Source organism: Paenibacillus sp. JT22N7 (assembly GCF_059383875.1).
Window position 1 is genome coordinate 331,765 of sequence record NZ_JBXENY010000006.1, and the last position, 24,859, is coordinate 356,623.

Here is a 24,859-nt window from a genome sequence, read left to right on the forward strand (position 1 = left end):
ATGGAAATTTGTGTTGTAGGAGCAGGCTACGTTGGTTTGACAACAGCGGCTGTTCTGGCAGATATGGGTCATACCGTATTTTGTACGGATGTTGATACGGATAAAATTGCGAAGCTGCGGAAAGGGATTATTCCGATTTATGAGCCTGGGCTGGCCAAGCTGATTACGGACAATCAGCAGCGGGGAACGCTTTTTTTTGATACGGACAGCAAAAAGCATATGGCTCATTGTCCTGTCATTATGATTGCAGTTGGGACCCCTTCAGCGAAGGATGGCAGCGCCGATATGAAATATGTAAAGCATGTCATCACCGCTATTGCGGAAACGATTCATACGCACAAAATTATTATTATGAAAAGTACCGTGCCACCCGGCACGGCTGATTGGGTTGAAGAGGAGCTCCAGCAGCACGGGACTCGCCCCGACTTATTTGATATCGTCTCGAACCCTGAATTTCTTAGGGAAGGAACCGCTATCGAGGATACCGTTCACCCTGATCGTATCGTGATTGGCGCTAAGAGAAAAGAACCTGCAATGAAGGTCCAGGAAATGTATGCTTCCCTTCAAACCACGTTTTTGCTAACGAACCGAATGGAGGCCGAGCTGATCAAATACGCATCCAATGCTTTCCTCGCCACTAAAATTTCCTTCATTAATGAAATATCTCGGATTTGCGAGGCCTACAGTGCCGACATTACGGAGGTATCGCAGGGCATTGGTCTTGATGAACGGATCGGAGGCAGATTTCTGCAAGCCGGCCTCGGCTACGGCGGCTCGTGCTTTCCTAAAGATGTGAATGCCCTTGATTTTGTGGCGGCCTCTAAAGGCGTTAAGCTTGATCTGCTGCAGGCTGTCAAGAAAATCAATCGTTCACAAATAGACATTTACCTGAATAAAATAACCCATGCTTTAGGCGAAGGGTCCGAAAAACCGCGAATTGCCGTATGGGGGGCAACCTTTAAAGAAAACACAGACGATATTCGCTATTCCCAATCCATCGCTTTAATGAAGAAGCTGACGCACAGAGGATATACGGTATATGCTTACGACCCGCTTGCAACGCCCGAGCTTCCCTCCGTTATTTGGTGCTCCAGTCCTTATGTTGCCGTGGAGCAAGCGGATGTGCTGGTAGTCGCCACAGCTTGGAACTCCTTTCTGGAAGCCGATTGGCATAAGGTCAAAACGTTAATGAGGCAGCCTGTTATTGTAGACGGACGAAATGTTTTGGACAAAAAAAATCTGGAATTGCAAGGCTTTGCTTACATCGGAGTTGGTCGCCCATGAAAATCCTCGTAACTGGCGCTGCCGGCTTCATCGGATCTCATTTATGCGAATATTTGCTGGCAAGCGGTGAGCATGAAGTGATCGGCGTTGACGCATTCGTTCGTGAAGAATTGCACCTGATTGGCACTAAAAACATGGACAGCTTTCTTCATCACCCGCGATTCAACATGATTACCGCCAATATGCTTCATTTGGACTGGAAAACACTGCTTAACGATGTGGATATCATTTATCATTTGGCTGGCATACCGGGCGTTCGCTCCAGCTGGGGAGCTGATTTCAGCAGCTACGTCGAATCTAACATTCTTGCTACTCAGCAGCTCCTTGAAGCTTGCCGTCAATCATCGATTAAAAAATTTGTATTCGCGTCCACCTCTTCCGTCTATGGAGAGACGACGGGTCAAGTATCTGAGGACACGCCGCTTGCTCCTCTCGCCCCCTACGGTGTCAGCAAGCTAACAGGCGAGCATTTATGCCGAGTTTATAGCAAAAATGTTCCCGTCGTTATTTTACGCTTTTTCACTGTATATGGGCCTCGTCAACGCTCAGATATGGCGTTTCATCGTTTTATTAAACAGCTGCTGGCGAATGATCCGATTACTTTATTTGGCGACGGCTCGCAAACCCGGGATTTCACGTATATCAGTGATTGCGTAGAAGCTATCGCTGCTGTAGCTGACGCCCCCCATGTCGTAGGAGAAACCATTAACATCGGCGGTAAAGAACGGGCAGCTATCATACAGGTTATTCGAGCCCTGGAGACTTTGACTGGAAAAAAACCGGTAATTACCCCTAGCGGCAGCATGCACGGCGAGCCCATGCACACTTGGGCCGATATATCCAAAGCCAAACGGCTATTGCAATACGAGCCCAAAATCAGCTTGGAGGCCGGCTTAGCCAAGGAGCTCGAATATTTTATCGATTTTTATAAATGACAGGAGGCTGTCTCCTTATGAGACTGGCATTCATATGTACGGAAAAGCTCCCTTCTCCCGCTGTGAGAGGGGGAGCCATCCAAATTATGATGGACGGAGTATCTCCCTTTTTATCACAGAACCATCAATTAACGATCTACTCCATTACCGATGCTGCGCTGCCAGACAGGGAGACGCGTGGTGATATTAAATATATCCGCTTTCCTAGAGATAGCTACGTTGAAGATGTTGCGGGTTCATTGAGGGAGCACGCCTATGATGTCGTTCATGTATTTAATCGTCCTAAAAACGTCGTTATTTATAAGGAAGCCTCCCCGACTAGCCGTTTTGTCGTCAGCCTGCATAACGAAATGTTTGAGCCCAACAAAATATCCGATATTGACGCCGAGCTTTGCGTGGAATATGTACACAAAATAACGACGGTAAGCAAATATATTAAATCAACGATTACTAGGCGCGTTCCCGCTGCAGAGGATAAAACCGAACCGATTTTCTCCGGAATTGACCCTAATTCTTACCATCCCATTTGGACCTCCCGCGGCTTGCAATTACGCAATCAAATGCGGGAAAGATATGGCGTCCAGAACAAGAAAGTTATTTTGTTTGTTGGACGGCTCAGCGTCAAGAAAGGACCTCACCTGCTCATTCAGGCAATGGACCGTGTCCTTGATGAGCATCCGGATGCGGTCCTTGTTATTGTCGGCGGCAAATGGTTCAGTGATAACACTATTGATGACTATGGACAATGGTTACTGAAGCTGGCTGAGCCTTATCGCAGCAGAGTCATCTTCACCAAATTCGTTCAAGCTGACGAAATCCAAAATTATTTTTCCATGGGCGACGTATTTGTTTGCAGCTCCCAATGGCAGGAACCGCTAGCTCGTGTGCATTATGAAGCGATGGCCGCCGGAATCCCTGTCATTACAACCGATCGTGGCGGCAATGCCGAAGTCGTTCAACATAAGCGCAATGGCTATATTGTTCGAACCTATACCAGCGCAGACTCATTTGCCGATGCCATTAACTATATGCTTACTTATAGGGATGAAGCCAGGACGATGGCATTCAGAGGCAGGGAAATGGTCGAAGGATTTTTCACATTCAAGCATGTTGCAGATCGTTTAAATAAAATTTACATGGACGCTTACAGAAGCGAGCCTACCCCATTATCAAATCTTACTATAACCAAACTTAAAAGCCGATTCACGCGGCCTCTTCGCAAAAAACTCAAGCGCCGCTCTAGCATCAAACGAACTCAGCAAAGGGGCAGGTAACGATTATGCAAACGATAACTGGACTGATGTCCCAATATCCGCTTCAAGTGAAGAGCATTAAGCTCATCTCGGATAAAGGCAAGAAGGCGACCTGGAGCCTTGCGACAAGCGCGGGAACTAAAATTTTGAAGAAGGCGCCCGTCTCCAAGCAACGGCTCCTCTTCCTCCTTCAAGCGATTAGACATTTGCAGAAAAATGGTGCGCCTATCCCTCGCATGGTAGCTACCACGGATGGAAACGATTATGCGGAGGACAGCAGCGGCAGCTGCTACGTCTTATCAGACGCAGCGGAAGGCGTATCGCCCTCCTATGTAACGGGAGATCTCCTTCTCATTATGAAGGAGCTTGGGAAGTTTCATATGGCTTCCCGAGGTTTTCAATCCGCCTATACAACGGATGAAAGGGAGCATCTTGGAAGCTGGGGGCGGGGCTATGCGAAGCATCTCGATCAATTAGAGCGGTTCAAGGGAATGGCTCTCAGCAGTAGCAATAGCAATAGGATTAGCATTAAAAACATGAAAAGCAGTAAGAGAAGTAGAAGCGGTAAGAGCAGCAGCATTAGAAGTAGTAGTAGCAGCGAATTTGAGAGGCTGTTTCTTCTGCATGTGGACAAATTTATTGACCAAGGAAAAGCTGCCCTGCATTTGATTCAAAGCAGCCCATACACCAACTGGGTTAATAAAGTAGCCGTGCAAAAAAACCTTTGCCATCAGGATTTTGCAGCAGCTAACTTGATTAAGACCCGGCAAGGGCTTGCCATTATCGATATGGATTCCTTAACCTTTGACTTGCCTGCAAGAGATATTCGCAAAATATTCAACAAGGTGATGAAGAAGCATGGATGGAGCTCGGCTAAAGCCATATCCATGCTGCGGGCTTATCGTGAGGTTCATCCTCTAAGCGCGGAGGAATGCAGCGTCATCTATGCGGATCTGTTATTCCCTCATCTTTTCTATGGCTTATCCAGCAAATACTTCAATAAGCGGACGGAATGGAATGCTCCCCAAACGATACAGAAGCTAAAATCATTAATTACGTCTGATCGAGAGCGCCAGCAAATGCTTGCATCGTGGGACAGCATTGTCAAACAGTCGTAAGCAATCTTAAGCAGGCTTAGTCAATTTTAGCCTTAAGCACAAAGCTTCTTTCAGGCTTGCTCTGGCGTTTTCAGGCAAGCCTTAGCTTATAACGAGGCCTCTCTCCTGCAACGTCTTCATACTCCTTTCGATATCCCCCTTCAATCGTTTCATTACCTGCAGCTTTCTTTTACTTTAGCGCAAGCGTTACGGTTGTTCAGCCAATATTACCTTAGTCGAAAGTTTAAGCAATGCACAGGCTTCGGTTTCTCGGAGTACGTCCAATTGGTGCGTATTCGCGAGGCCCAACGGCTGCTGCGTGAGACGGACCTCAAAATTATTGAGGTTGCTGCTTGTGTTGGAATAGATCCAGTGGCGAATTTTCACAAGCTGTTCAAAAGTACGAATGGCTGCTCGCCTCTCCAGTACCGAAAGCGCCAGCGGCGCGGCTAATACTCAACTTAACGGATTAAGTGCTGCCCTTAGATTGGAATGAAACTGGCGGCTAATCGCCTCCGCCTCCTCTTAGCAATTGTCCCTACCTTCCAAGTACGCTCTAAGTTCCTTTAGTTTTTCGTATTCTTCCGTCGCATCTCCAAGTACTGTATCGGATAACGACATCCGGTCTGCTTCTTGGACGAAAGTATTTACAATAGCCCGTTCATCCATGGAGAGGGCGATATCGGCACGTAATACATACGCTCTATATCGAAGCGTTGCCGATGCTTCTTCGGCTTTTGGAAGAACAAGATCCAGCACTTTGGCCGCAGCCGCTGGTTCGTCTTTGGCGTACATCAATCGGTATGAGGTTTCGAACGCGCTTGCAAATTTGGAGGTCTCTTCCACGATTAGCCTTGGGGAGGCATGCTTAGTTCCAATCAACAAGCGGTTACCGGCAGGATCGATGATATGGAATCTGCGATCTTCCATCAGGTTGCTCGGTTTAGAAATTCTGGGATATCCCTTGGTGGGGATTTTCCGGTACGCTTTTTTTAAATTTTCGCTGAATTCCTTATACACGGCATCCACGTCAGGAATGTGGACGTAGCACAAGCTATAAGAATTTGCTGGATTCAATTGCTTGAGTACAAAGAAATGCAGTTCCACGATACTGTGGCGGACGCAAGCGTATAGGTTTGGTTTGGCTTGACGATAGGTCACTTCGAAGCCTAGCGCTTGGTAGAAATCCAACTGCTCGTCAATAGATCTGCTGGGTAAAATCGGGATCGCGGTTCCGAAGCGTTTTGTTGACAAGTGATCAACCTCCTGGTTTATAGGACTTATTAACCCAATTACCCCCTTATCGTACAACATTATTGCAAATGCTAATGTTCATTTAGATTTATCCATGTATTATACTGATTTTAGAGAAAAAGCCGTCATGTGGTTTAACTATTAATTGCAGGTTGAAAGAAGGGAATCGAGTTGAAAGGTATTGAGATAGCAAAGAAATTGAAGATAAGCACGAGTGCATTAAGGCATTATGAAGCTTGGGGACTTATTCCTAAAGTCGAGAGAATGTCAAATGGGTATCGCAATTATACAAAGGAACATGAGGCTTATTTTCAATGTATACGTGCGATGTACGCTGGTTTTGGAATGAATGTAATTCGAGAGGTTATGCCACGCATCGTAAATGGGGAAAAACTTGATGCTTTATGGATAATTAACAAGGCACAAGTAAACCTTCATGCAGAAAAGGAAACCGTACAAAGAACAGTTGAGATGCTTGATTTAAAAGAGTGGACAGATTTCCCAAAGTACCGTAATAAAAATTCGTTTACGATTGGAGATGTAGCTAAAGAAGCGAATGTATCTGCTTCCGCAATTCGGCATTGGGAAAAGGAAGGGTTAATTAGGCCCGAGCGCCAAAAGGAGAGTGGATTCCGTATATATAGCCCTTCTGATATTCGCAAGGTGCTTATCATCCGAACGGTTCAAAAAGTAGCTTACTCCTTGGATATTGTTCGTGAAGTATTGTCAGGTCTTGATAAAAAAAACATTGCTCAAGTTAAGCAAATTGCCCTCGAGTCTCTTCAATACATTGATAATGCATTGGTGGAACAGATGCGCGGTATCGCTTATTTGCATAATCTTCTTGATGTTGTGTCAAATATGGAAGAACAGTAGGTAAAAATCCTTTTAACGTTATCTGTTTCCTGCTCCAAATCAAAATCAAATGAGGCTGCCCGAAGGCAGCCCCAAAATAATGTCATGTTGTAGGAATTGTCATGTAATGAAAGAAAATCCTCACTTTTTTAAAATTCGCAATATAATGACATGATCTATCGCGAAACTGAATGTGTTGTGATACTCATTGTGAATAAAAAACTGCGAAGCATGAATAAATCTTATTAGAATTGAAAACCATTAAAGCATAGTTCTTACTTCTGGAGGATAACAGCATGAACCAAACGAGCTTTGCCAGTACCCGCTCAGAAACGGATATCCAACCGATTTCACCCGTATTGGAATCTAATTTAAAATGGCTCGAAACTCATTTTGAATACTGCGAAGACTTGTCCGTCTTTCAGTGGCACTTTGGACCAGAGCTCCAATCCACAGCATTTTCCGTTTATTTCGATTCGTTATTTGAAAATAAAGCATTAAATTATATGAAAGCATCGCTTCAGGACCTTGTCCCCCACGAAGTAGGCCCTGCCATTTCTGTCACTCCTGAAGATGTAATTCGCTTTTTCAGCAACCACGGTGTTTCCTCGCAATCCTCCAAGCTTGTAAACGATTTAATAGAAGCTAGTGATGATATTGTTACAGGGCATCTTGTTATCTTCTTTAATGGCTGGAATCAAGCTTTGTCTTACAAAGTTGCTTCACTAACAACCAGGCAAGTAAGCGAACCGAGTGCAGAATCCGTAGTTCATGGTCCACGTGAGAGTACAGTTGAAAATTTGCAAAAGAATATCGGTATGTTAAGGCAGCGGTTAAAAACCCCTAATTTTAAATTAGAAAAGTTCACGCTTGGGGTAGAAACCAAAACTGAAGTCAATATCGCTTATTTGATAAATGCAGTTAACTTGGATGTCTTAGCTGAGTTAAAAGAGCGAATTTCGAGAATGAAGAAAATTAATGTTCTTGACACCTCTTTTATTGAAGAGTGGATTGAGGATTCGACTTATTCCCCATTCCCTCAATACCGCTATACAGAACGGCCGGATACCGCTACTGCAGCTTTGTTGGATGGTAAAATCATCGTGCTCGTCGAAGGCACAGGTTCGATTTTACTATGTCCGGGACTTTTTACAGAAATGTATCAATCCTCGGAAGACTTTTACCAAAGAAGTATAATTGCCTCCTTAGTTCGCATAATGAGGATAATTGCATTTTTTATTGCTTTAAGCTTGCCCAGCATATATATTGCTTTAACGACTTTTCATCCAGAATTGATTCCTACCGTCCTTTTACTTGCCCTTATGAATGCGCGTGAGGGCATTCCTTTCCCTGCATTTTATGAAGCCGCGATAATGGAATTCTTCTTTGAACTTCTTCGGGAAGCTGGAGCGCGATTGCCAAGACAGATTGGCTCCACTATAAGTATTGTTGGCGCTCTCGTTATTGGTGAAGCAGCCATATCTGCAGGTATTGCCTCTCCATCGATGGTCGTGGTCGTTTCCTTAACCGGAATTGCTTCATTTGCCATTCCTCAATATAACATGGCTACTGCTTTAAGAATTATAAAGATTCCGCTCATGATTTTAAGCACATTCCTGGGTGGATTCGGTCTGATGATAGGTTTTCTCTGGATCTTGCTGCATTTAACAAGTCTCAGATCCCTTGGGCAGCCGTATCTAACCCCTCTAGCTCCTCTTCAACCTAAGCAATTACTGGATACACTCATTCGTGCGCCGTTAAAAATTTTACTGCGTTCACCGCGCAATAAGCTATTCGGATCTAAAAAATAAAAGGCAATTTTTTTGAGAGAAGGCTCTTTTATGCGAAAAACCGCATTTGCCGCCTGTATGATGGTCTGCTTACTATTGCTGCCGGGTTGCTGGGACAAGACAGAACTTACGGATCGGTCCTTAATCCTAGGCCTTGCCATCGACAAGGCCGATAAAGGAATGATTGAGCTTACTGTGCAAATATACAAGCCGGGACTTTCCGGCGGTTCACAAGGAAAGCAAAGCGGAGATGTTTCTTATATCAATGTGCAAACTAAGAGTAATACGATGTTTGATGGGATTCGTGATATTATCCTTCAAATTGGACGCAAAGCACAATGGAGCCATTTGCGGACTATCATTGTAGAAGATCAGTTAGTACAACTATATCCTATCGGTGAGGTTTTGGATTTCTTTTACCGGGATCATGAGGCTAGACTTAGTTCTTCGTTTTTTATTGCCCACGGGAAAGCATCGCAATATTTAAAAATGAAGCCTTTAATCGAAAAAACAGTAAGTCAACAATTGTGGCAAGTTACAAAAAAATCCGATCAGCACAATTACAAAACGACCAACACTTCGTTACTTGAACTATTCATCGGTCTACGCAGCCAGACGGGGATTTCGTTAGCTCCTTACATCACTAAAGGCGGAGATAAAGGAGAGCATCTGGTGGCCACCGGAATGGCAGTCTTACAAAAGGGAAAATGGAAGGGAATCGTTTCTCCTCAAGATTCGCAAATGATACATATGTTAAATAATAAGTTCAAGAGTGGAATTATCCGCGTGCCGTGCGAAACTCAAAACGATTCGAGCGATGCAAGCAATAATTCTCTGGAAATATTATCTTTCCACTCCAAACTAAAACCACAAATTGAAGGTGAAGCAGTCAAGCTTCAAGTAGTCGTTCAGTTGTCAGGAGCTATTGGAGAGATGAGGTGCATGACATTAAAAACACCGGAAGATGAAAAAAAAATTACCGAAGCCGTGGCTCGGACAGTTGAACAAGCTTTAAGAAAAACTTTCAATCGAATGAAAAAAAAGGAATTAGACCTAATTGGTTTAGGAGATCGGATATATCGTAAATATCCAGCCCTATGGAAACGGTGGAAGAAGAATTGGGGAGAGCGTTTCGCTCATACTCAAATCGACATTAAAGTAAAAGTTGAAATAAAGAATAGCGGAACTGCAATACCAAAACCGCTTTCCATAGACCAGCAGTGAGGGAGCAAGAACGGATGGCTGAAAAAATGATTGTTGTGATTTCGAGTTATTTGTTAATGACGTTCTATAATCTTTCCAAAATAAAGAATATGGTGCTGCGCGACAAGGTCGCATATGGCGTGATCGTTTTTGTCTCTATTTATCTTTGTGTTGAGTATGTTGGAGGGTTTGGAATGCCGTTTCTTCATGACATCGCATCATGGCTGTATAAAGATTGGGCTCATCATATTGTTGAGTATTTAGACTAAGATTCAGAAAAGGAGCAGCATAATCTTTATGAATAAACAAACCATTAGTCAAGATCAATTGATCGTATTGTTTTTTGTTTATTTGACTGGCTCAGTTATTGTAAACCTTCCCGGTCCGTTAATTGGATTCGCCCATAACGGTGTGTGGATATCTCTGCTGATCTCCGGCACGGTTGCCATGATTCAATTGCTGCTTGTTCTTTACTTGGATAAGGAATATCCCGGAAAATCATTTAGTGAATACAGTCAAGCTGTTTTGGGAACCTGGCCCACCATTGTGATTGTGATCCCGTTTATTTCGCTCTTATTTGAAATGAGTACTGATATCGTACATGAAGTAGGTAAATATGTTAACAGTTCTTTAATGAGGCAAACTCCTCAGTACATATTTGATATCTTTATCTTCACCACAGTGGCCATAACAGTACGAGCAGGAATTGAAGTCATGAGTAGAATGTTTACCATTCTCATCTTTATCATGATGCTGTTCATCGTCTTGACTTTGTTGTTTTCTATTCCTAATTATCACACAGAATTTCTTTTTCCTATTCTTCCTGACGGAATAAAACCTGTATTACATGGCGCCTACCTTTCATATGGTTTCACCCACGCAGAACCGGTTTTACTCGCCCTACTCCTGCCTTTTGTTCGTCAGCCGACCCGGAATTTACATAAAAAACTGGTTATTGTGTTTGGCATCAGCATCATCCTATTGATTGCGGTCGCTATAGCAACCATTCTTGTTTTCGGACCCTTGGCCGGGGAAAGAAAGTATTCGATGGTAGAGGTTGCACGAATGATTGATCTACAACCTATTCAACGGGTCGAATTCATTGTTGGGATAGCTTTAATCGTAGGTTCCTACATGAAGGCTTGCATTATAATTTTCATATTAAATCATTTAGTTGTACGTATATGTAAATTAAAGGATGAGAACGTGTTTATATTACCTTTGACTTTTATCAATATGATAAGTGCTTTTCTTTTACAAAGAAGCGAAGCAAAATTGACCGAGCACATCACGGTGATTCTTCCAATTTGGAAGTTGACCGGATTTACAATTCCTTTGCTGCTCGTGGTTGCCATTCATCTGCTGAAGAAAATGCTTGGCTTTCAAAAGACGCCAACCAAATGAGAGGATCAGCATTTCTTGGCAATAGAACCTATATCTCATTAAATTTGAATTGCTTTTTCCAATTCAAGTTGCGGTTTTAATAAAAATTCCCCCTACAGAAGTAGGAGGAATTTAGCCTCGGGGAATGCCGAGAGGCTATTTAAATAAGCGGAGAATATCTTCATCTTTTGCACGATTCATTTCATCCAGAGATATCCTAGCCCTACGCCGTTCACGGCTCCGTTCCCCATTGGAGAGCACCTGCGATGTAGCCGGTCGTTTTGCTCCAATCAGCGTAAGCCGTATGGGTCGGGTCGAAGGAGTAATCCCCCGTCTGCGAGTAATTCGACCAATCGGATTTGGACACGCGCAGCTGAATCTCAATGCTGGCTCCCGCAGCCAAGCTTCCGGCTCCGCTCGTAAAGCCAATCTCCAGATAGTGGTCGGCCCCGGTCAGGGGAGTCGCCAACTTGACGAAGGTGCCCGTTACATTGCTGCTGCCAACATGCGACCAGTCACAGAAAAAGTTCTGAGCGATCTCCCCATCGATCGTATAATAATAACGCAGCTTCACGTCCGACAAATTGATAGCGGAAGTGCCGGTGTTCGTCAGCTTGATCCGCGGGTTCAGCGTATTGCTCGTTGCTGTAACGGTGGAATTATACTGCTGCACCTTGATGGCCCCGCTGCCGCTGGAGGTGGTATTTATCACGGATACCGTTAGAGCCGCATTCGCTCCCGCGCTGAAGTTGAACGTCAGTGTCGTTGTTCCCACCGGTTGGGCGGCTAGATAAGCCTTCTGAATCGTCACCGTCGTGCCCGATACAGTATAGTCTGTACCGGCAATCAGGGTAGCTGTGCCATTCTTAATACTAGCAAGCGTGTTGCCGTTCAACGTCAGCGTCACCGGAATATTCGCCTGTATGGCGGTATTCTTGTCGAAGTTAGCTGTCGTCGGGCTGATAGCCGAGTTGCTAACCGACGAATCACTCACTGCGATGGATAGCGAAGCAGAGGAACCGGCGTTAAACAGGAAAGTGAGATTCGTCGTTCCTATGGCTTGCTGAGCGAGATAGCTTTTTTGCAGAGTGACCGTGCTGCCTGAAACGATGTAGTCCGTGCCCGCAACGAGGGACGCCGTACCGTTCTTAATGCTGGTGAGCGTGTTGCCGTTCAGCGTCAGCGTCACCGGGATGTTCGCCTGCATGGCGGTATTTTTGTCAAAGGCAGCGGTCGTTGGACTGATAACCGAGCTGCTGCCGCTTCCCGTTGCGAATGCAGCAACAAACACCAGCCCCGAATTCCAATAGACGGTATGCTCGTTTGTCGTCCACTCTTGGAAGTTATCGTGATAGTTTTTCGCTGCAAATCTCGAAATCTGATTCCCTACCGTCTCATCGTTGGAGTATCTATTCGGTCCTCCGACCAAATACCCCTTCGGCACCCCCGGCAAGCCATCTGTTCTGAACATAATGCTGAATGGATACTTAACGCTGTTATCGCCATACCCCGATACGAAAGATACGCCTACCGGATTCTGGCCAAGGATCCAGCCTAACTGGCTATAAGTAATATCATTAATAATCGCGCGGTTGGTCTCGAAGGTTCCCAGCAATTTGGTGCCAATGATCATTTCCATCGGCGTATCAGCATACTGCATTGTGATTCCCCAATAATAGTTGCCGTCTTTTACGATACTTTTCCAGGCGCTTTCGTTGTATCTGTTCACTTTATCATTGAACCATTGCTGGAATTTGGTCGTATACCAGCTTACGACTCCAGCATTTTTATTAGCAGCCTTCATATAGCTGAAGAAGCCCGTATTCCACGTATTTTCCCAACCGCTGGCGAAATCAAGGGGATGCTCGAAAAACTGTCCCATTTCCGTGTAGTTTGCAACAAAATAATCGTTGTATTTGGCAACGCCGGTCGACCGATACAGGGAGCCTGCAGCCCAAAGTCGGTTAGCCGAGTCGTCCGTCACATCGTAAGGCCATCTGCCGGTGTTAGGCGTTTTGATCAGCTCCGGGTGCGCCTCCAAATACCCCCATGCTGCTATTGCCGCATCTAAACATTGCTGAGCAAAAGTCGGATCGATATTTTGATAAATCAGATAGGCATGTGCCAATGCGCCGGCCGCAGTAGCCGTATCTGAGGTCGTTTTGATATTTGTCCGTGGACTTACCGTATCTTTATCAATAATTTCTCGGTTCAGTAAATTGTCATCATCTTGATAAGTTACACGCGCATAAAAACCGCCGCTTGCTGCATCCTGCATTTTGAGCATCCATTCCAGTTCCCACCGTGCCTCATCCAAAATATCAGGAATGCCGTTTCCGCTCTCCGGAATATTAAATTGGCTGTCGGTAAATTTCTCCGGCATGATTTCATAGGCCCAGAACAGATCGGACAATGCTTTGGCTCCAGCGTTTACGTACTTGCCTTTATCGCCCGCATCATACCAGCCCTTGGAAACATCTTTCTTGATGGAAGGGTTGGACATTAGAGGGACCGCGGTGTCTGGCGTAAAGTCCGTTCTCTGATAATTTTGAGTGTACGGGCTGGTAATATTAATGCCTGTCCGCTGGTAATAAAAATATCTGGATACGTCAACTAGAAACGGCCCATAAATATCATTCGGATTGCCAATGGAGAATTCAGGAGAATTCTGAAGTCCCTGCAGCGCCACATAATATTTTCCCGGTACCGTTAAATTAGTAAAGTCAGCCGTGAAAATTCGCTCTCCACTGTCTATGGCATCATAGTTTTCGGTGAGGACAAGCGTTCCGGAGTAGGTTGTGGAATGATTGCCCGCGTTAATAACGCTAAATGGAGTCCCCTCATCGACCGTGAGAACATCCTCAAACCCTGTCACAAGCGCCTGCTTTACGCCATTTACAGGATACCCCACTTGATTGACCTTAATAGGTGCATACTCTTTCTCCTTATCGGGAGACGTAACCCTAATATCATTGAGCCACACCTTTAAAGGTTGAAAACCATTGTTCTTGATAGATAACGTATCTATCGAAGAAGGGTCAATTCCTTGCGAGACCTGGATGAGATCCTTTAACGGTATCTTCACATGGGTCCAGTTCGTCGTAATGCTGGCATAGCTGCTAATGTTTACTGTAGTGGTAATTTCTTCGCCAGCAGCCCTTTCGAATACTCTGTCTTTAAAGCCAAGGAGGAAGGACTCTCCGCCTGCATTCCCCTTGATATTGAACTCAAGAAAACCGTTTGCATAATAAGGCGTAAAATTATACGCTTTCCACCCGGCAACCGCGACCAGCGCGTTGAACCAGGACGGACTGGTGGGCGTCTTCGTATTTAATAATAAGGAAGGCAATCCATTGTACGTAACTGTCCAATCAATCGGCAGCTTGCTATTTTCCGTTTCCAAGCCGAATCCGCTATCTCCTGCCCAGCCGTCCGTTGTATTGCTGAATATTTGGTAATCCAGCAAGTTTCTCCACCCTGCAGTCGCTTCGGGGGTAGCGGCGTTCGTCTCGATTGGATTGGAAAATAAGATGGTAACGAACATCGTAAACGCAAGGATTAAACTGACTTTTTTCCTCATTAACTCTCCTCCTTTAAATTTGTGAAAATTTGCTCCCATTGAATCGAAACCGAATTCGCTGCGACTTCTTATCGGTATCTGCGCGCCATCACCTCTTTTTCATGAAAACGCTTTCTAATGAAATTATTTTAATTCCTGAAGGGACCCTGGTATATAGAAGAAATAAACAATTATAGAAGAAAACAAGCAATTGTGCTCATCATCCTAAAAAAAAGAAGGAGGCCGTATCCGATGATCCGAATGCGGCCTCCCTTCGATTTGGTGATCGAAACGCTGTTATTGCTTGTTGTCCTTATACCAATCATTAACTTCCTTCGTAATCACGTCGCCGCCATTTTTGTAAAATTGGGCCACGAACTCATCAAAGTAAGAGAGTGGCTTCTCGCCATAAATGATGCTCAGATAGCTCTCCGTTGCGAGCTTCTGCAGGAACACCCCGTGCTTCTCCATCCCGTCTGTTAACGGCCCGTGGTACCGGTTCGGGATTTCGAGCTCCTGCTCAGAAATTGCGATCCCGGCTGCCAGCAGTTGGGCCGAATTCAGCCCTTTGATGCCCTGTTCGATCGGCGTCAGCACCTCGGCGTCCGAATTGTTCAATAATTTTTTTAGCGCATCTGCGTTCATATACGGCAGCGCCGGTGCGCCGCCGGTCAGCGGATAAAGCATCCAGCGCATATCCAAGGATGAACCGTCTGCAAGCGGCCATTCGTTATTCGGCACGCCTTCGGCTTCGAAATCGACGGTGATGACCTTGCCGTCCTTGATCACATAATCGTAGCCCTCGTGAAACCCTTGTTCGAAACGAGGATCGAAGTATGGATCCTCCGGGCCAAAATTTTTAGCAAGCAGCTTATTATAATAGGCAAACCAGGCTTCAATATGATTAAAGTCTTTGCTGAAAACCGTGTAGATGCCGTACAATGGCTTCTGCGCCTTGCCCTTTAGTCCGTCCGGTCCGGCAGGAAGGGGATACGCCTGCCAATTTGCTTTTGGATCAACCTTCACCGTGTCGCCGAGCGGCCAGGCCCCCATCCAGAACGGACCGAACATGACGCCTGCCATTCCTTTGACCGCTAGCTCGGACGCTTGGCTCGAGTCCTTCATGCCTGCATTTTTGTCCATGTAGCCCTTTGCCATCCAGGACGCCATCGTCTCCAAATATTTCTTGGCATCTGGGTGAACGGCGCCATAGATCAGGCTGCCATTTTTGTCCTCATTCCAGAACATATTGATGTTGGAGGTGCTAAGCATCTGTTTGGAGAAAGCCCCAGCTATTGCGTCAGTCTGCCCCATCCAGTTCCATGGGCCTTCCTTCAGCGGAACTGCCAGGCCGACTTCGTCGTCATTGCCATTCCCGTTAGGGTCTTGCTCGGAAAATGCCTGCAGTACGTTCTCCAACTCGGTGATCGTCGTCGGCGGTTTCAACGAAAGCTTCTCGAGCCAATCCTCACGGATCCACATGACCGTTCCTTCATCCCCCACGTTGAAGCGAGGAAGTCCGTAAATCTTGCCGTCTTTGGTTACCTCCGTCATCGTATAAGCGTACTTCTCCAGCGCTTCCTTTAGCTTAGGATGCGCGAACTTCTCAATGGCATCGTTCAACGGAAGCAGTTTACCCGCTTTAAGCAGATCCTTCAGGATGTCTCCATCTGCACCGAAGGTGTCCGGCAGTTTGCCGTTCACGGCCAGCGCCAGCCGGATTTTTGTATCTATGTCCTCGAACTTGCTGACGATCCAGTCAAATTTCGTGATCATACCCAGGTTTTCTTCCATCCAGCGGGTATGCACATTGTTCGTAAGGCTCTCGCCTGGCTTGAAGGCGTTAGGCCGATTCTCATCCACGATTGCCGTCGTAATTGTAATCGGCGGAGCATATTGAAAGTCCCATATCGGCTTCATTTCATCACTCACGGGACTGGTCTTGGTCGACTCCCCACCGCTATTCAAACAGTCGGCAACGGCAAGCAGCAGACTCCCTATCAGAACTGCCAATAGAAAGCTTCTCCACCTCCTTTGCCTCTTCACCAGCCCGACTCTCCCCGCTCCATTCCTGACCGGTATCTGTCCCTGAATTCCTGCGGTGTCACCTGATAATAGTCACGGAATTTACGAATAAACCAGTTCGTATTCGGGTAACCGATGCTTTCTCCAATATGGTAAATTTTATAATCCGTATGCTTCAGCAGCTCGCAGGCCTTGAGCATGCGCTGCTCGTAAATATATTGGGAAACGGTCGTATCCGTACATTGCTTAAAGAGTTTAGAGAGATGGTTAGGATGTACGAAGACGCGTCTAGCCAACATCGTAAGCGACAAGTCCTTGTCAATTTCCTGCCGGATGTAAGACTGCGTCTTGCGGACGATCGCCTGGCTATGGTCCTCGGATTCCTCCCCCAGCTTATCGCGAAGCGTGCGCAGCGAGTCCAGTGCCCAGCCTTCCAGCTGCGACGCGTGCAGCATCGCTTTCCCCTTTACATAAGCGGACTGTCCGGGAGTGAGCATCTGCGCCAGCGTCCTGCCGCTGCGATTCGCAATATACTGGAATGCATTGGATAGAAAGAAAAAAACGTCGCGCATGAGATCCGGCGAACCCGTGTGCAGCAATGGCGACACGAACGCGCGGATTTTAAGCTCCGCCTCTTCCCACTTCTCAGACTCTAAAAGATGCGTCAGAAGCGGCGTCTCGTAGAGCTTTCGCATGAGGCGCGCTTCCTCCTCGTTGCGCTCAGTCACCTGCCCGGGCGAACGCCCAGCACTGTCCAGGCGCGTTATGACCGCCATGTAACTGGCTTGCAGCCCTTCCGGGAAGAGACAGTCAGCCTCACCCACGGATATTTCACCTTTGAGCAAGTTCTGTACTTCCCGCTTTAACTGGTCTATCCGCTCGTGCACCCAATCCTGATCCGGCGGAGCACCCGATAGATCGTACACGAGGACTAGCAGGGTCCCTTCATCGTCCGCAGCCGACCAGCAATCATACCGCTCCATCAGCAGTTCTTCCAGCATGTTCGTTACCGCGAACCGGATCAGAGACTGCGAGTAAAGATCCTGTCCGTCGAAAGGGGGACCTAACCGAACGAGGCACAGTGAGACGTGACCTGATATCAGCAGCGGGAGGTCGAACAGCTTCAACTTTTCCGCAAGCGCCTCGCCGTTTAGGCTGCCGCTGAGCGCCTTGAGCAGCAAGCCTGCCTTCAGCTCGGCGCTGTTGTCCTGATATATACGGAAGCCCTGTTCGATCGCTCGCTCCTGCTCAAGCTGCTTAACGATTCGGCCCATTGCCTCCAATAGCTGCTCGTCCTTAGCCGGCTTCATCAAGTAATCGAGCGCTTGAAGCTCAATCGCTTTGCGAGCATAATCGAAGTCCGCATAACCTGTGTGCAGCAAGCATTTCAATTGGGGAATGCGCCTCCTGGCCTGCTCGATCAGTTCTAGGCCATTCATGCGCGGCATACGGATATCCGTCATGAGGATGTCGACAGGAAAAGCTTCCATCAGTGCAAGCGCCTCGCTTGCGCTGTAAGCTTTCAAAACCGGGGAGATGCCGAGCTTCGTCCATGGAATCGTATCTGCCAGACTGTCTGCATAGTGTTTCTCGTCATCAACCACAAGCAGGCTATTCATGGCTTTTCCTCCTTATCGTTACGTCTCCAATCTGCATTCTTCATTCTTCAGTCTCCAGACTAAGCTGACGGCTAGCCCGCCCAGCCTGGATGGAATAAATGTAATTTTGGCGTCTGCGCCATAGTTGCCCTGCAGTCGCTGATACACATTCCATAGGCCGCAGCCGGCATATTCACCAGCCGGGACACGAAGCTCCTTGTGCAGCTGGTTGATCTGCTCCATATTCAATCCTTTGCCGTTATCCTCCACTTCCAAGTGCACCCAGCTATCCTTGACGTAGACCCTGATTTCCACCCGGCCCGGGTATTCGACGTTCTCAAGTCCATGCACCAGCGCATTCTCCACGATCGGCTGGATGAGAAGCCGGGGGACGCGGAGCTGTGCAAGCTCCTCCGGCAGCTCGATGCTGTAGGTCAGCGTCTCATTGCGAAGCCTGAGAATTTCCAAGTGAATGCGTACGAACGCAAGCTCTTCGCCCATGCTGACTCCCTGATTGTCCATACGTGTTGTATACCGGTAATAGTCGGCCAAGTGATAGGCCATGTCGATGACTGCCCGATCCTTCCCCATCTTGGTCATGTTAATGATGAAACCCAGGCAGTTGTACAAAAAATGAGGATGAATCTGCGCCTGTAATTGCTTCAGCGTTGCATCGCGAGCAAGGATACGCGATTGCAAGTCATGCTCGATTAGATCTTGGATCTGCGTCGCCATCTCATTGAAGTTTTGCATGAGGAACGCGAATTCATTGTTTGATTTTTTCGGCAGACGGTAGGCGTAATCGCCTCGCTTGATCTGCTGCACCGCGTGCACGAGCCGTAAGATCGGCCTCTGTACGTTCCAGTACAAGGCAGTCGCGGCGGCGATACCGGATAGAAGCAAAATGAAAGATGACGCTCCAAACAGCACCCTCTGCTGCTTAATTGGCCCGATTATTTGGTCGAGCGGAACGGAATCGATGAGCTGCCAGTCAAGAAGGTTAGAATAATGATAGGTGATCAGATAAGGCCTGCCATCGAACGAATGAATCAAGAAACCGGAAGTACGGCTATTGACCCTGTCTCCCAGCTCTGCGACGATTCCATCCATCTTAAGTCCTTCTGCGGACCGGCTGGCGATGATGGCATGTCCCTCTTTGTAAAAAAACGGATTGTTGGAGTGGCCAGCCTTGTAGGTGTCGAGCAGATTCTCGAAGCTCCACTTGTACAGATTAATGCGAACGGCAACATCTAGCTCGTTCGGACGAGCCGGTTTGTAACCCGTAGTGACATAGGTTCGAGTAAAACCGGAGCCTATCCCCAAATCTTCACTGTAGCTCCACCCCAGCGAGAATCGGCCCTCAAACTCTTCAAGATCATATTCATAGGAGGGAGAAGAAGATATGCTATCGCCTTTTTGCGGAAAAAAGATCGTCATATCATTGCGCCAGTTGCCCGACGCGCTGGCCAGCGACAGCTTCTCCTGAATCAGCAGCCGGGTTTTCATGAGGGAATAATCGCTCATGTTGAGGCTGTACCGGTATTCCAGTACATTCGTGTCAACGAGCATGGGGGCGGAGACCAGATCGAATTTCTCTATGCTGGCATCCAGCTGTGCCATGAAAAGCTCCATCTGGTTTAGACTCGCCTTGATGAGCTCCTCCTGTATGACATTGATGCTCTTGTACGTTGAATAATAGTAAAGCGCCACGACAGGCGTCAGCAAAATCAGCAGCAACACAAGCAATTTCTGAAAGATGTTGAATTTGAATCGCATGTCATTTCCATCCTTGCTTCGAAATTGCACTTCACCCGATATATTACAATATATTGAAAGCGTTTACTATATCAATTCTTTGCTTAGAATACCTCAATCATGATAGACGCTATCTTTATAATTACACTCGCTAATTTTAAAGCTGCCGCCCTCCTATGACACCTAAGCAAAAAAAAGCCTGCCAAATGGTTCTGGCAGACCTACTATTAGTATTTCCCAAATCCATCTTCACACGTAATATCCAATTCAAGAATATCGTATAGATCTTGTTTGGAATTTTCTAATTTATTTTGAGCTTCTTCAATTTCCGAAATTTTCCCTTTAATGATGCGTATTTGTTCCTCTTTTGATATTCCTTTTTTCGAAATCATGGATTTTATATCGTGAATCGAAAATCCAACAGCCAAACAATTTTTAACAGTGTTTAGATGATTAACAATTTCTAAAGCGTAATTCCGATAGTTATTCTGTTCTCTCAATATATATTCATCCGTAATAATGCCTATTTTCTCATAGTAACGGATCGTTGATATCGGAAGATCAACCATTTTTGCTACTTCACTAATTTTCAACTTAAACACCCCGTTTTTGCTCTTGCTATAAAGTATACTTCATAGTTTACAATCCTCATAGTGCAGATAAGTTGCAGTACAATTTTGAAAACAATAGATAAAGGAGAGAAATTCACATGAGCAAAATCACCAGCAAATTCCACAAAACAAACGATTTTAATCAAATCGTCTTGGAGCGCCAATCCGTTAAAGTTTACGATCCTGAAGTGAAAATCAGCCGGGAGGAAATGACCGAAATGTTGGCGAAAGCTTCCCGCGCCCCTTCTGCCATTAACATGCAGCCATGGCGTTTCCTTGTCATCGACAGTGCTGAAGGCAAAGAAAAGCTTGCACCGCTGGCCTCCTTCAACCAGACGCAAGCTCTAACCTCCTCGGCTGTCATTGCGGTATTTTACGATGCAAGCAATATTGAATATATGGACGAAATTTTCGGCAAAGCCGTGGAGCTTGGATACATGCCTCAGGATATTATGGATATGCAATTGCAACAAGCGAAGCCTTATTATGCGAGTATGGCTGCATCCGATCTGCGTGACATGAACCTGATTGACTCGGGCCTCATTTCGATGCAGCTGATGCTTGTAGCCCGTGCTCACGGATATGACACCAACCCGATGGCCGGTTATGATAAGGAGCAGATCGCTGAAGCCTTTGGCCTGGACAAGGATCGGTTCCAACCGGTCATGTTGATTTCTATAGGAAAAGCAGCCAAGGAGGGCTATCCCTCCTACCGCCTCCCGGTTGAAACGATTACGACCTGGGCCTAATCAACCGTTACACTTGGAGACTAACCTAACGATGGATGTTGTTATTCATCAATATCATTCGAGAGTAAAGCTCGGTTTCGGGTCACGTCCAAGTGATCCAAAACCGAGCTTTTTTTGTTTTAAGCGATAGATATGTGAAGCAGCGGACATCCGTTGATCAAAACTAAGGAAATGCCACTTTGATAGCGGGGCGCACGCCGTCACGAGCTAAGTTAACACGGCCATAACTGCGTATACTGCTGCGTGGGCCAATAAAATAAGCACGTGAACAACTAACCGGCTGGGTTCTCAGCCACCACCAAGAGCAGCCTAATTCCTCACCCTTCTCGATGATATAGTCAGCTTTGACGGTTTTATCATACACATACAGGTGACAGCCATCTTCCTTTTTTAGTTTGGAAAATTCCGTTCCTATTGTCCGACGTTTCACGCTTAAAGCGACTTCATCATGTTTAGAGGTCAGTTCTTTCACCTCCGAAACACTGAGCAGAAAAACCTTGTCATCCGTGTCAGCGCTCGCCTCTCCGTTGTCCGTGCAATATGCAGTCTTGATGAACCGCTTCTCGGAATCATTGAATGCAGTGATATAAAATTCATCGTTCAGCCATTTTCGCATATCAGAATCACGCCATGAGATATCGACAAATTCACCATGATACCGCCTGCAGTCCAAAATGTATTCGCTCAACAGGAACAGCTCGCTGCCTGAATTTTGCAGCACCCGCCACCTGATCGGCGTTCTGTCTGCGCCGCCCGCAGTCTGAGGATAAATGCCGAAAGTAATGATTGCGCCGGGCTCTGCGCTTCGAAACGGCGTGCAGGCAAAATTAACATTTTCCAAAAAAATCTCCAACTTTCGTTTTTAATTCAATTGTACAACATTGATGCAATAACTAAGCTGGCTTCCTCAAACCCTTGATTTACCGCACTATCTATTTCAAAAAACTTAACATACGTACTTTAATGTTTTACTTTAAGTAAAGACGGCAGTTCGAGAAAGTCGGCAAGCTATTCATAGCCAAAACCGGCTCACTGCACGAAGTTAGGAGTGGGCTGGCTTTTACACATAAAGAAGACCCGATGATCTAGAAAGGCATCATCGGGTTATCGCTTCCTTATTCCATTAACGTGTCCATTAGCGGAATGGAGTATAGTTGGGCAGCCATTCCTTGCAATTATCAGCACGTAATTGCAGCTCATTATACAGCATCCCGGCATGGTAACCGTCGCATATAGCATGGTGGAATTGCCCGGATAGTGGCAGCAGTATTTTGTCTTCCTGCTGAAAGTATTTCCCCATTGTAAGGATGGGGAGCAAAAAGGTCCCCTCGTTATATATGTTCAAATTAAAGCCTGTGAAGCTAACCCAAGGAATGCTGGAAATAGGGAAAGTATTGGGCGGTTCGTTTGGTTTAGAGGCAAATTGTTTAACCTTTCCGTAATTTTTCATATCATCAAGATAACGACTGTAGAAATCATTAAAATCTTCGCCGTACAAAGTCCACATGCTTGAAAAAGTCTTATCATCATCATGGAAAATGGTAAAGCTAGGAGACAAACGATCCCAATAGCCTAATGTCCCCTCCGAATTAAAGCATGTGCGAAATTCATGATGGCGGTTTACCACAGTAGCTATCATATGGATGAGTGCGGGATAAAGCTTTATTTCCTGACTCTTGAGTTCTTTCAGCAGCCGGGTAATATCCATATTTGCCGTCATGCTAAAGGTGCATCTGACCTTGTTTAAATAATGCTCAAAGTATGGTTTCCTACTCCAGTTATCCATAATAATCGGATTGAAGTTCATTTATAATAACCTCCTAAAATGATTGTTTTTTCGTTTTAGGAGGTTTGATCCACTGCTTTAACCATATCCTCTTCACAATCCCTTTTATTATTTTAATGCGGAGAAAAAAAAGCCGCTCTCTTTGCGACTTTTTTCATTTATGTTATCCGAAATCTTAGGTCTATTCACCTAAAATCCCGACCGAGAGGGATTGCCATTATAACAAAGGAGCACCCAAGGAGTAGCCGACGATCATTAGCAGCAGCACCGTGATGTGGTTCAGCGAAAAAATGAACATCGAACGCGCCCACTTTTCCTCCGGCTTCCGACGATATCCGTCGACGCTCAGAATTAACCAGGCCAAGCTCAGGAGCGCATTCGCCACAGCGATGTACGGATTAAAGGACCAGAACATGAAGCTGCTCAGGAACAATGCAACCAGATATACATTCATCTGCACGTACGTTCTCCGAATGCCCTTGACGACCGGCAGCATCGGGATGTTAGCCGCCCGGTATTCCTCCATACGACGAATCCCGATGGCATAAAAATGTGGCATCTGCCAAATCACCATTAACAGGAACAACGCCATTGCACCAGGGTGAAAAATGTCAGGCGAGATTGCGGCCCAACCGATCAGCGGAGGCATTGCACCTGACAAGCTGCCCACCTCCGTATTATAGATGGTTCTGCGCTTCGTCCACATGGTATAAGGCACGACATAGAGGAACAGCCCCAGAAAGCCGCAGTAAGCGGCAAGCGGAGATGAAATATACAATGCGACAAGGCCGCCTGCCGCGATCCAGATCCCCATGATCAGCCCGCTCCCGACGTCAACGATTCCGGATACAGTCGGCCGATTTTTCGTCCGTTCCATAATGGCGTCGATATCGCGATCGTATAAATTATTGAAGATGCCGGCCGCTCCGATCACCAAGGCAGATCCGATCAAAGCCAGCACAATGTTGCCGATCTTATCGAAGAACGATAAGTGATGAACGTACAGCGCCATGCTAAGCCCTGCGATCATCGCAATGAGATTCGACTTGATAATACCAAACTTTATCGTTTCAAAGAGCACCTTCGTAATGGAGATCGGCATTCGTTCGATACTATTTGTATTGCTTTGCATCAGCATGAGAATAACACTCCCTGTATGTGTTTTCATTTCTATAGGTTATTTCTTTAGGTTACTTCTATAGGTTACCATAAAGCTTCATTAGATGTGCCATTATTCCATCAACCCTCATGATTCTGTCAAAAACCCTTGTCGCTTTCGTGAACAACCCGTTTGCATGTCCAAGACGGCACTGTAATCAAGCTTTAGACTGACTCTTGAAATTTATGAACTAAATTCAGTTTACTCCTATAAATTGGATTTATTCACAAATAAAAAATGAGTTGAGGAAGCTAATAAGCATAGAAAAAGAGGATCGTTCAACTGGATAAAGAGGAGGTAAGAGAAAAGGGGCAGGCTGCAAGCCAATAGGAAAAAATCGAAAAATTTCATTAACTTTACCGCAGAAATGTTGGGATGAAATAGATCAAATAAGGGTAGCCCTATAAATAACTTAGGGCTACCCTTGATGAATCAACAATCATTGTAGTGACCAAATTTTAAGGTCTAATCAATACTTTGAGCGCTTTACGGTTGTCCATGGCTTGATACCCCTCCGGTACGCCATCAAATCAACCGTTACGTCAAACACGCGTCCTGGTTCG

General features: G+C 46.0%; 20 protein-coding genes. 11 read left to right on the forward strand and 9 right to left on the reverse strand.

Annotation, left to right across the window (positions count from 1 at the left end; translation table 11 throughout):
• From AC50Y5_RS18415 to AC50Y5_RS18435, 5 genes are all read left to right on the forward strand, one after another.
• Positions 1-1,284 (forward strand): UDP-glucose dehydrogenase family protein, encoded by a 1,284-nt coding sequence (locus AC50Y5_RS18415; protein WP_494862734.1) that lies wholly within the window; start codon positions 1-3, stop codon positions 1,282-1,284.
• Positions 1,281-2,219: an NAD-dependent epimerase/dehydratase family protein gene (locus AC50Y5_RS18420; RefSeq protein WP_056033338.1), complete on the forward strand. Its 939-nt coding sequence runs from the start codon at positions 1,281-1,283 to the stop codon at positions 2,217-2,219. Before AC50Y5_RS18415 ends, AC50Y5_RS18420 begins: the two co-directional genes overlap by 4 nt.
• Positions 2,220-2,236: 17 nt before the next feature.
• Positions 2,237-3,493 (forward strand): glycosyltransferase family 4 protein, encoded by a 1,257-nt coding sequence (locus tag AC50Y5_RS18425; RefSeq protein ID WP_063892530.1) that lies wholly within the window; start codon positions 2,237-2,239, stop codon positions 3,491-3,493.
• A gap of 5 nt (positions 3,494-3,498) precedes the next feature.
• Entirely contained in the window at positions 3,499-4,590 is a 1,092-nt protein-coding gene (locus AC50Y5_RS18430) for a protein kinase family protein (protein WP_056033336.1), read from the forward strand.
• 192 nt (positions 4,591-4,782) lie between these two features.
• Positions 4,783-5,022, forward strand: a complete 240-nt coding sequence (locus AC50Y5_RS18435) for a helix-turn-helix domain-containing protein (protein WP_162241887.1) — start codon at positions 4,783-4,785, stop codon at positions 5,020-5,022.
• 72 nt (positions 5,023-5,094) lie between these two features.
• Here AC50Y5_RS18435 and AC50Y5_RS18440 read toward each other — a convergent pair whose 3' ends face one another.
• A complete protein-coding gene (locus AC50Y5_RS18440) occupies positions 5,095-5,823 on the reverse strand; it encodes a bleomycin resistance protein (protein WP_494862742.1) in 729 nt (242 codons plus the stop codon).
• Positions 5,824-5,994: 171 nt separating this feature from the next.
• On the opposite strand from AC50Y5_RS18440, the gene AC50Y5_RS18445 reads away from it, so the two are divergent.
• The 5 genes from AC50Y5_RS18445 (at position 5,995) to AC50Y5_RS18465 (ending at position 11,075) form a co-directional block, all read left to right on the forward strand.
• Positions 5,995-6,699, forward strand: coding sequence for a MerR family transcriptional regulator (locus AC50Y5_RS18445; protein WP_494862745.1), 705 nt, complete (start codon positions 5,995-5,997; stop codon positions 6,697-6,699).
• Positions 6,700-6,974: 275 nt separating this feature from the next.
• Entirely contained in the window at positions 6,975-8,489 is a 1,515-nt protein-coding gene (locus AC50Y5_RS18450) for a spore germination protein (protein WP_056033327.1), read from the forward strand.
• A 30-nt stretch (positions 8,490-8,519) separates the two neighbouring features.
• Positions 8,520-9,692, forward strand: coding sequence for a Ger(x)C family spore germination protein (locus AC50Y5_RS18455; RefSeq protein WP_494862747.1), 1,173 nt, complete (start codon positions 8,520-8,522; stop codon positions 9,690-9,692).
• Positions 9,693-9,706: 14 nt separating this feature from the next.
• Positions 9,707-9,940 carry a hypothetical protein gene (locus AC50Y5_RS18460; protein WP_056033322.1) on the forward strand — a complete coding sequence of 78 codons (234 nt, stop codon included), beginning with the start codon at positions 9,707-9,709 and terminating at the stop codon, positions 9,938-9,940.
• Between the two features lie 28 nt (positions 9,941-9,968).
• Positions 9,969-11,075 (forward strand): GerAB/ArcD/ProY family transporter, encoded by a 1,107-nt coding sequence (locus tag AC50Y5_RS18465; RefSeq protein ID WP_056033320.1) that lies wholly within the window; start codon positions 9,969-9,971, stop codon positions 11,073-11,075.
• Between the two features lie 211 nt (positions 11,076-11,286).
• Here the strand turns inward: AC50Y5_RS18465 and AC50Y5_RS18470 are convergent, their stop codons facing one another.
• From AC50Y5_RS18470 to AC50Y5_RS18490, 5 genes are all read right to left on the reverse strand, one after another.
• A complete protein-coding gene (locus tag AC50Y5_RS18470; RefSeq protein WP_494862750.1) occupies positions 11,287-14,634 on the reverse strand; it encodes a glycoside hydrolase family 9 protein in 3,348 nt (1,115 codons plus the stop codon).
• 276 nt (positions 14,635-14,910) lie between these two features.
• The gene (locus tag AC50Y5_RS18475) at positions 14,911-16,626 is read right to left on the reverse strand and encodes a type 2 periplasmic-binding domain-containing protein (RefSeq protein WP_056033314.1); all 1,716 of its coding nucleotides are present in this window, start codon (positions 16,624-16,626) and stop codon (positions 14,911-14,913) included.
• Positions 16,627-16,655: 29 nt separating this feature from the next.
• Positions 16,656-18,257 (reverse strand): response regulator transcription factor, encoded by a 1,602-nt coding sequence (locus AC50Y5_RS18480; protein ID WP_056033311.1) that lies wholly within the window; start codon positions 18,255-18,257, stop codon positions 16,656-16,658.
• An 18-nt stretch (positions 18,258-18,275) separates the two neighbouring features.
• Positions 18,276-20,012: a cache domain-containing sensor histidine kinase gene (locus AC50Y5_RS18485; protein ID WP_056033309.1), complete on the reverse strand. Its 1,737-nt coding sequence runs from the start codon at positions 20,010-20,012 to the stop codon at positions 18,276-18,278.
• A 206-nt stretch (positions 20,013-20,218) separates the two neighbouring features.
• Positions 20,219-20,584, reverse strand: a complete 366-nt coding sequence (locus AC50Y5_RS18490) for a helix-turn-helix domain-containing protein (protein WP_056033506.1) — start codon at positions 20,582-20,584, stop codon at positions 20,219-20,221.
• 116 nt (positions 20,585-20,700) lie between these two features.
• Between AC50Y5_RS18490 and AC50Y5_RS18495 the strand changes: the two genes are divergently transcribed.
• Entirely contained in the window at positions 20,701-21,351 is a 651-nt protein-coding gene (locus tag AC50Y5_RS18495; RefSeq protein WP_056033306.1) for a nitroreductase family protein, read from the forward strand.
• 163 nt (positions 21,352-21,514) lie between these two features.
• On the opposite strand, the gene AC50Y5_RS18500 is transcribed toward AC50Y5_RS18495, so the two are convergent.
• The 3 genes from AC50Y5_RS18500 to cyoE form a co-directional block, all read right to left on the reverse strand.
• Positions 21,515-22,192: a DUF6273 domain-containing protein gene (locus tag AC50Y5_RS18500; protein WP_056033303.1), complete on the reverse strand. Its 678-nt coding sequence runs from the start codon at positions 22,190-22,192 to the stop codon at positions 21,515-21,517.
• A gap of 294 nt (positions 22,193-22,486) precedes the next feature.
• On the reverse strand, positions 22,487-23,158 hold the full coding sequence (gene catA, locus AC50Y5_RS18505; protein WP_056033301.1) for a type A chloramphenicol O-acetyltransferase: 672 nt from the start codon (positions 23,156-23,158) through the stop codon (positions 22,487-22,489).
• 196 nt (positions 23,159-23,354) lie between these two features.
• Positions 23,355-24,275 (reverse strand): heme o synthase, encoded by a 921-nt coding sequence (gene cyoE / locus AC50Y5_RS18510; protein ID WP_155972994.1) that lies wholly within the window; start codon positions 24,273-24,275, stop codon positions 23,355-23,357.
• Positions 24,276-24,859 lie beyond the last annotated feature (584 nt).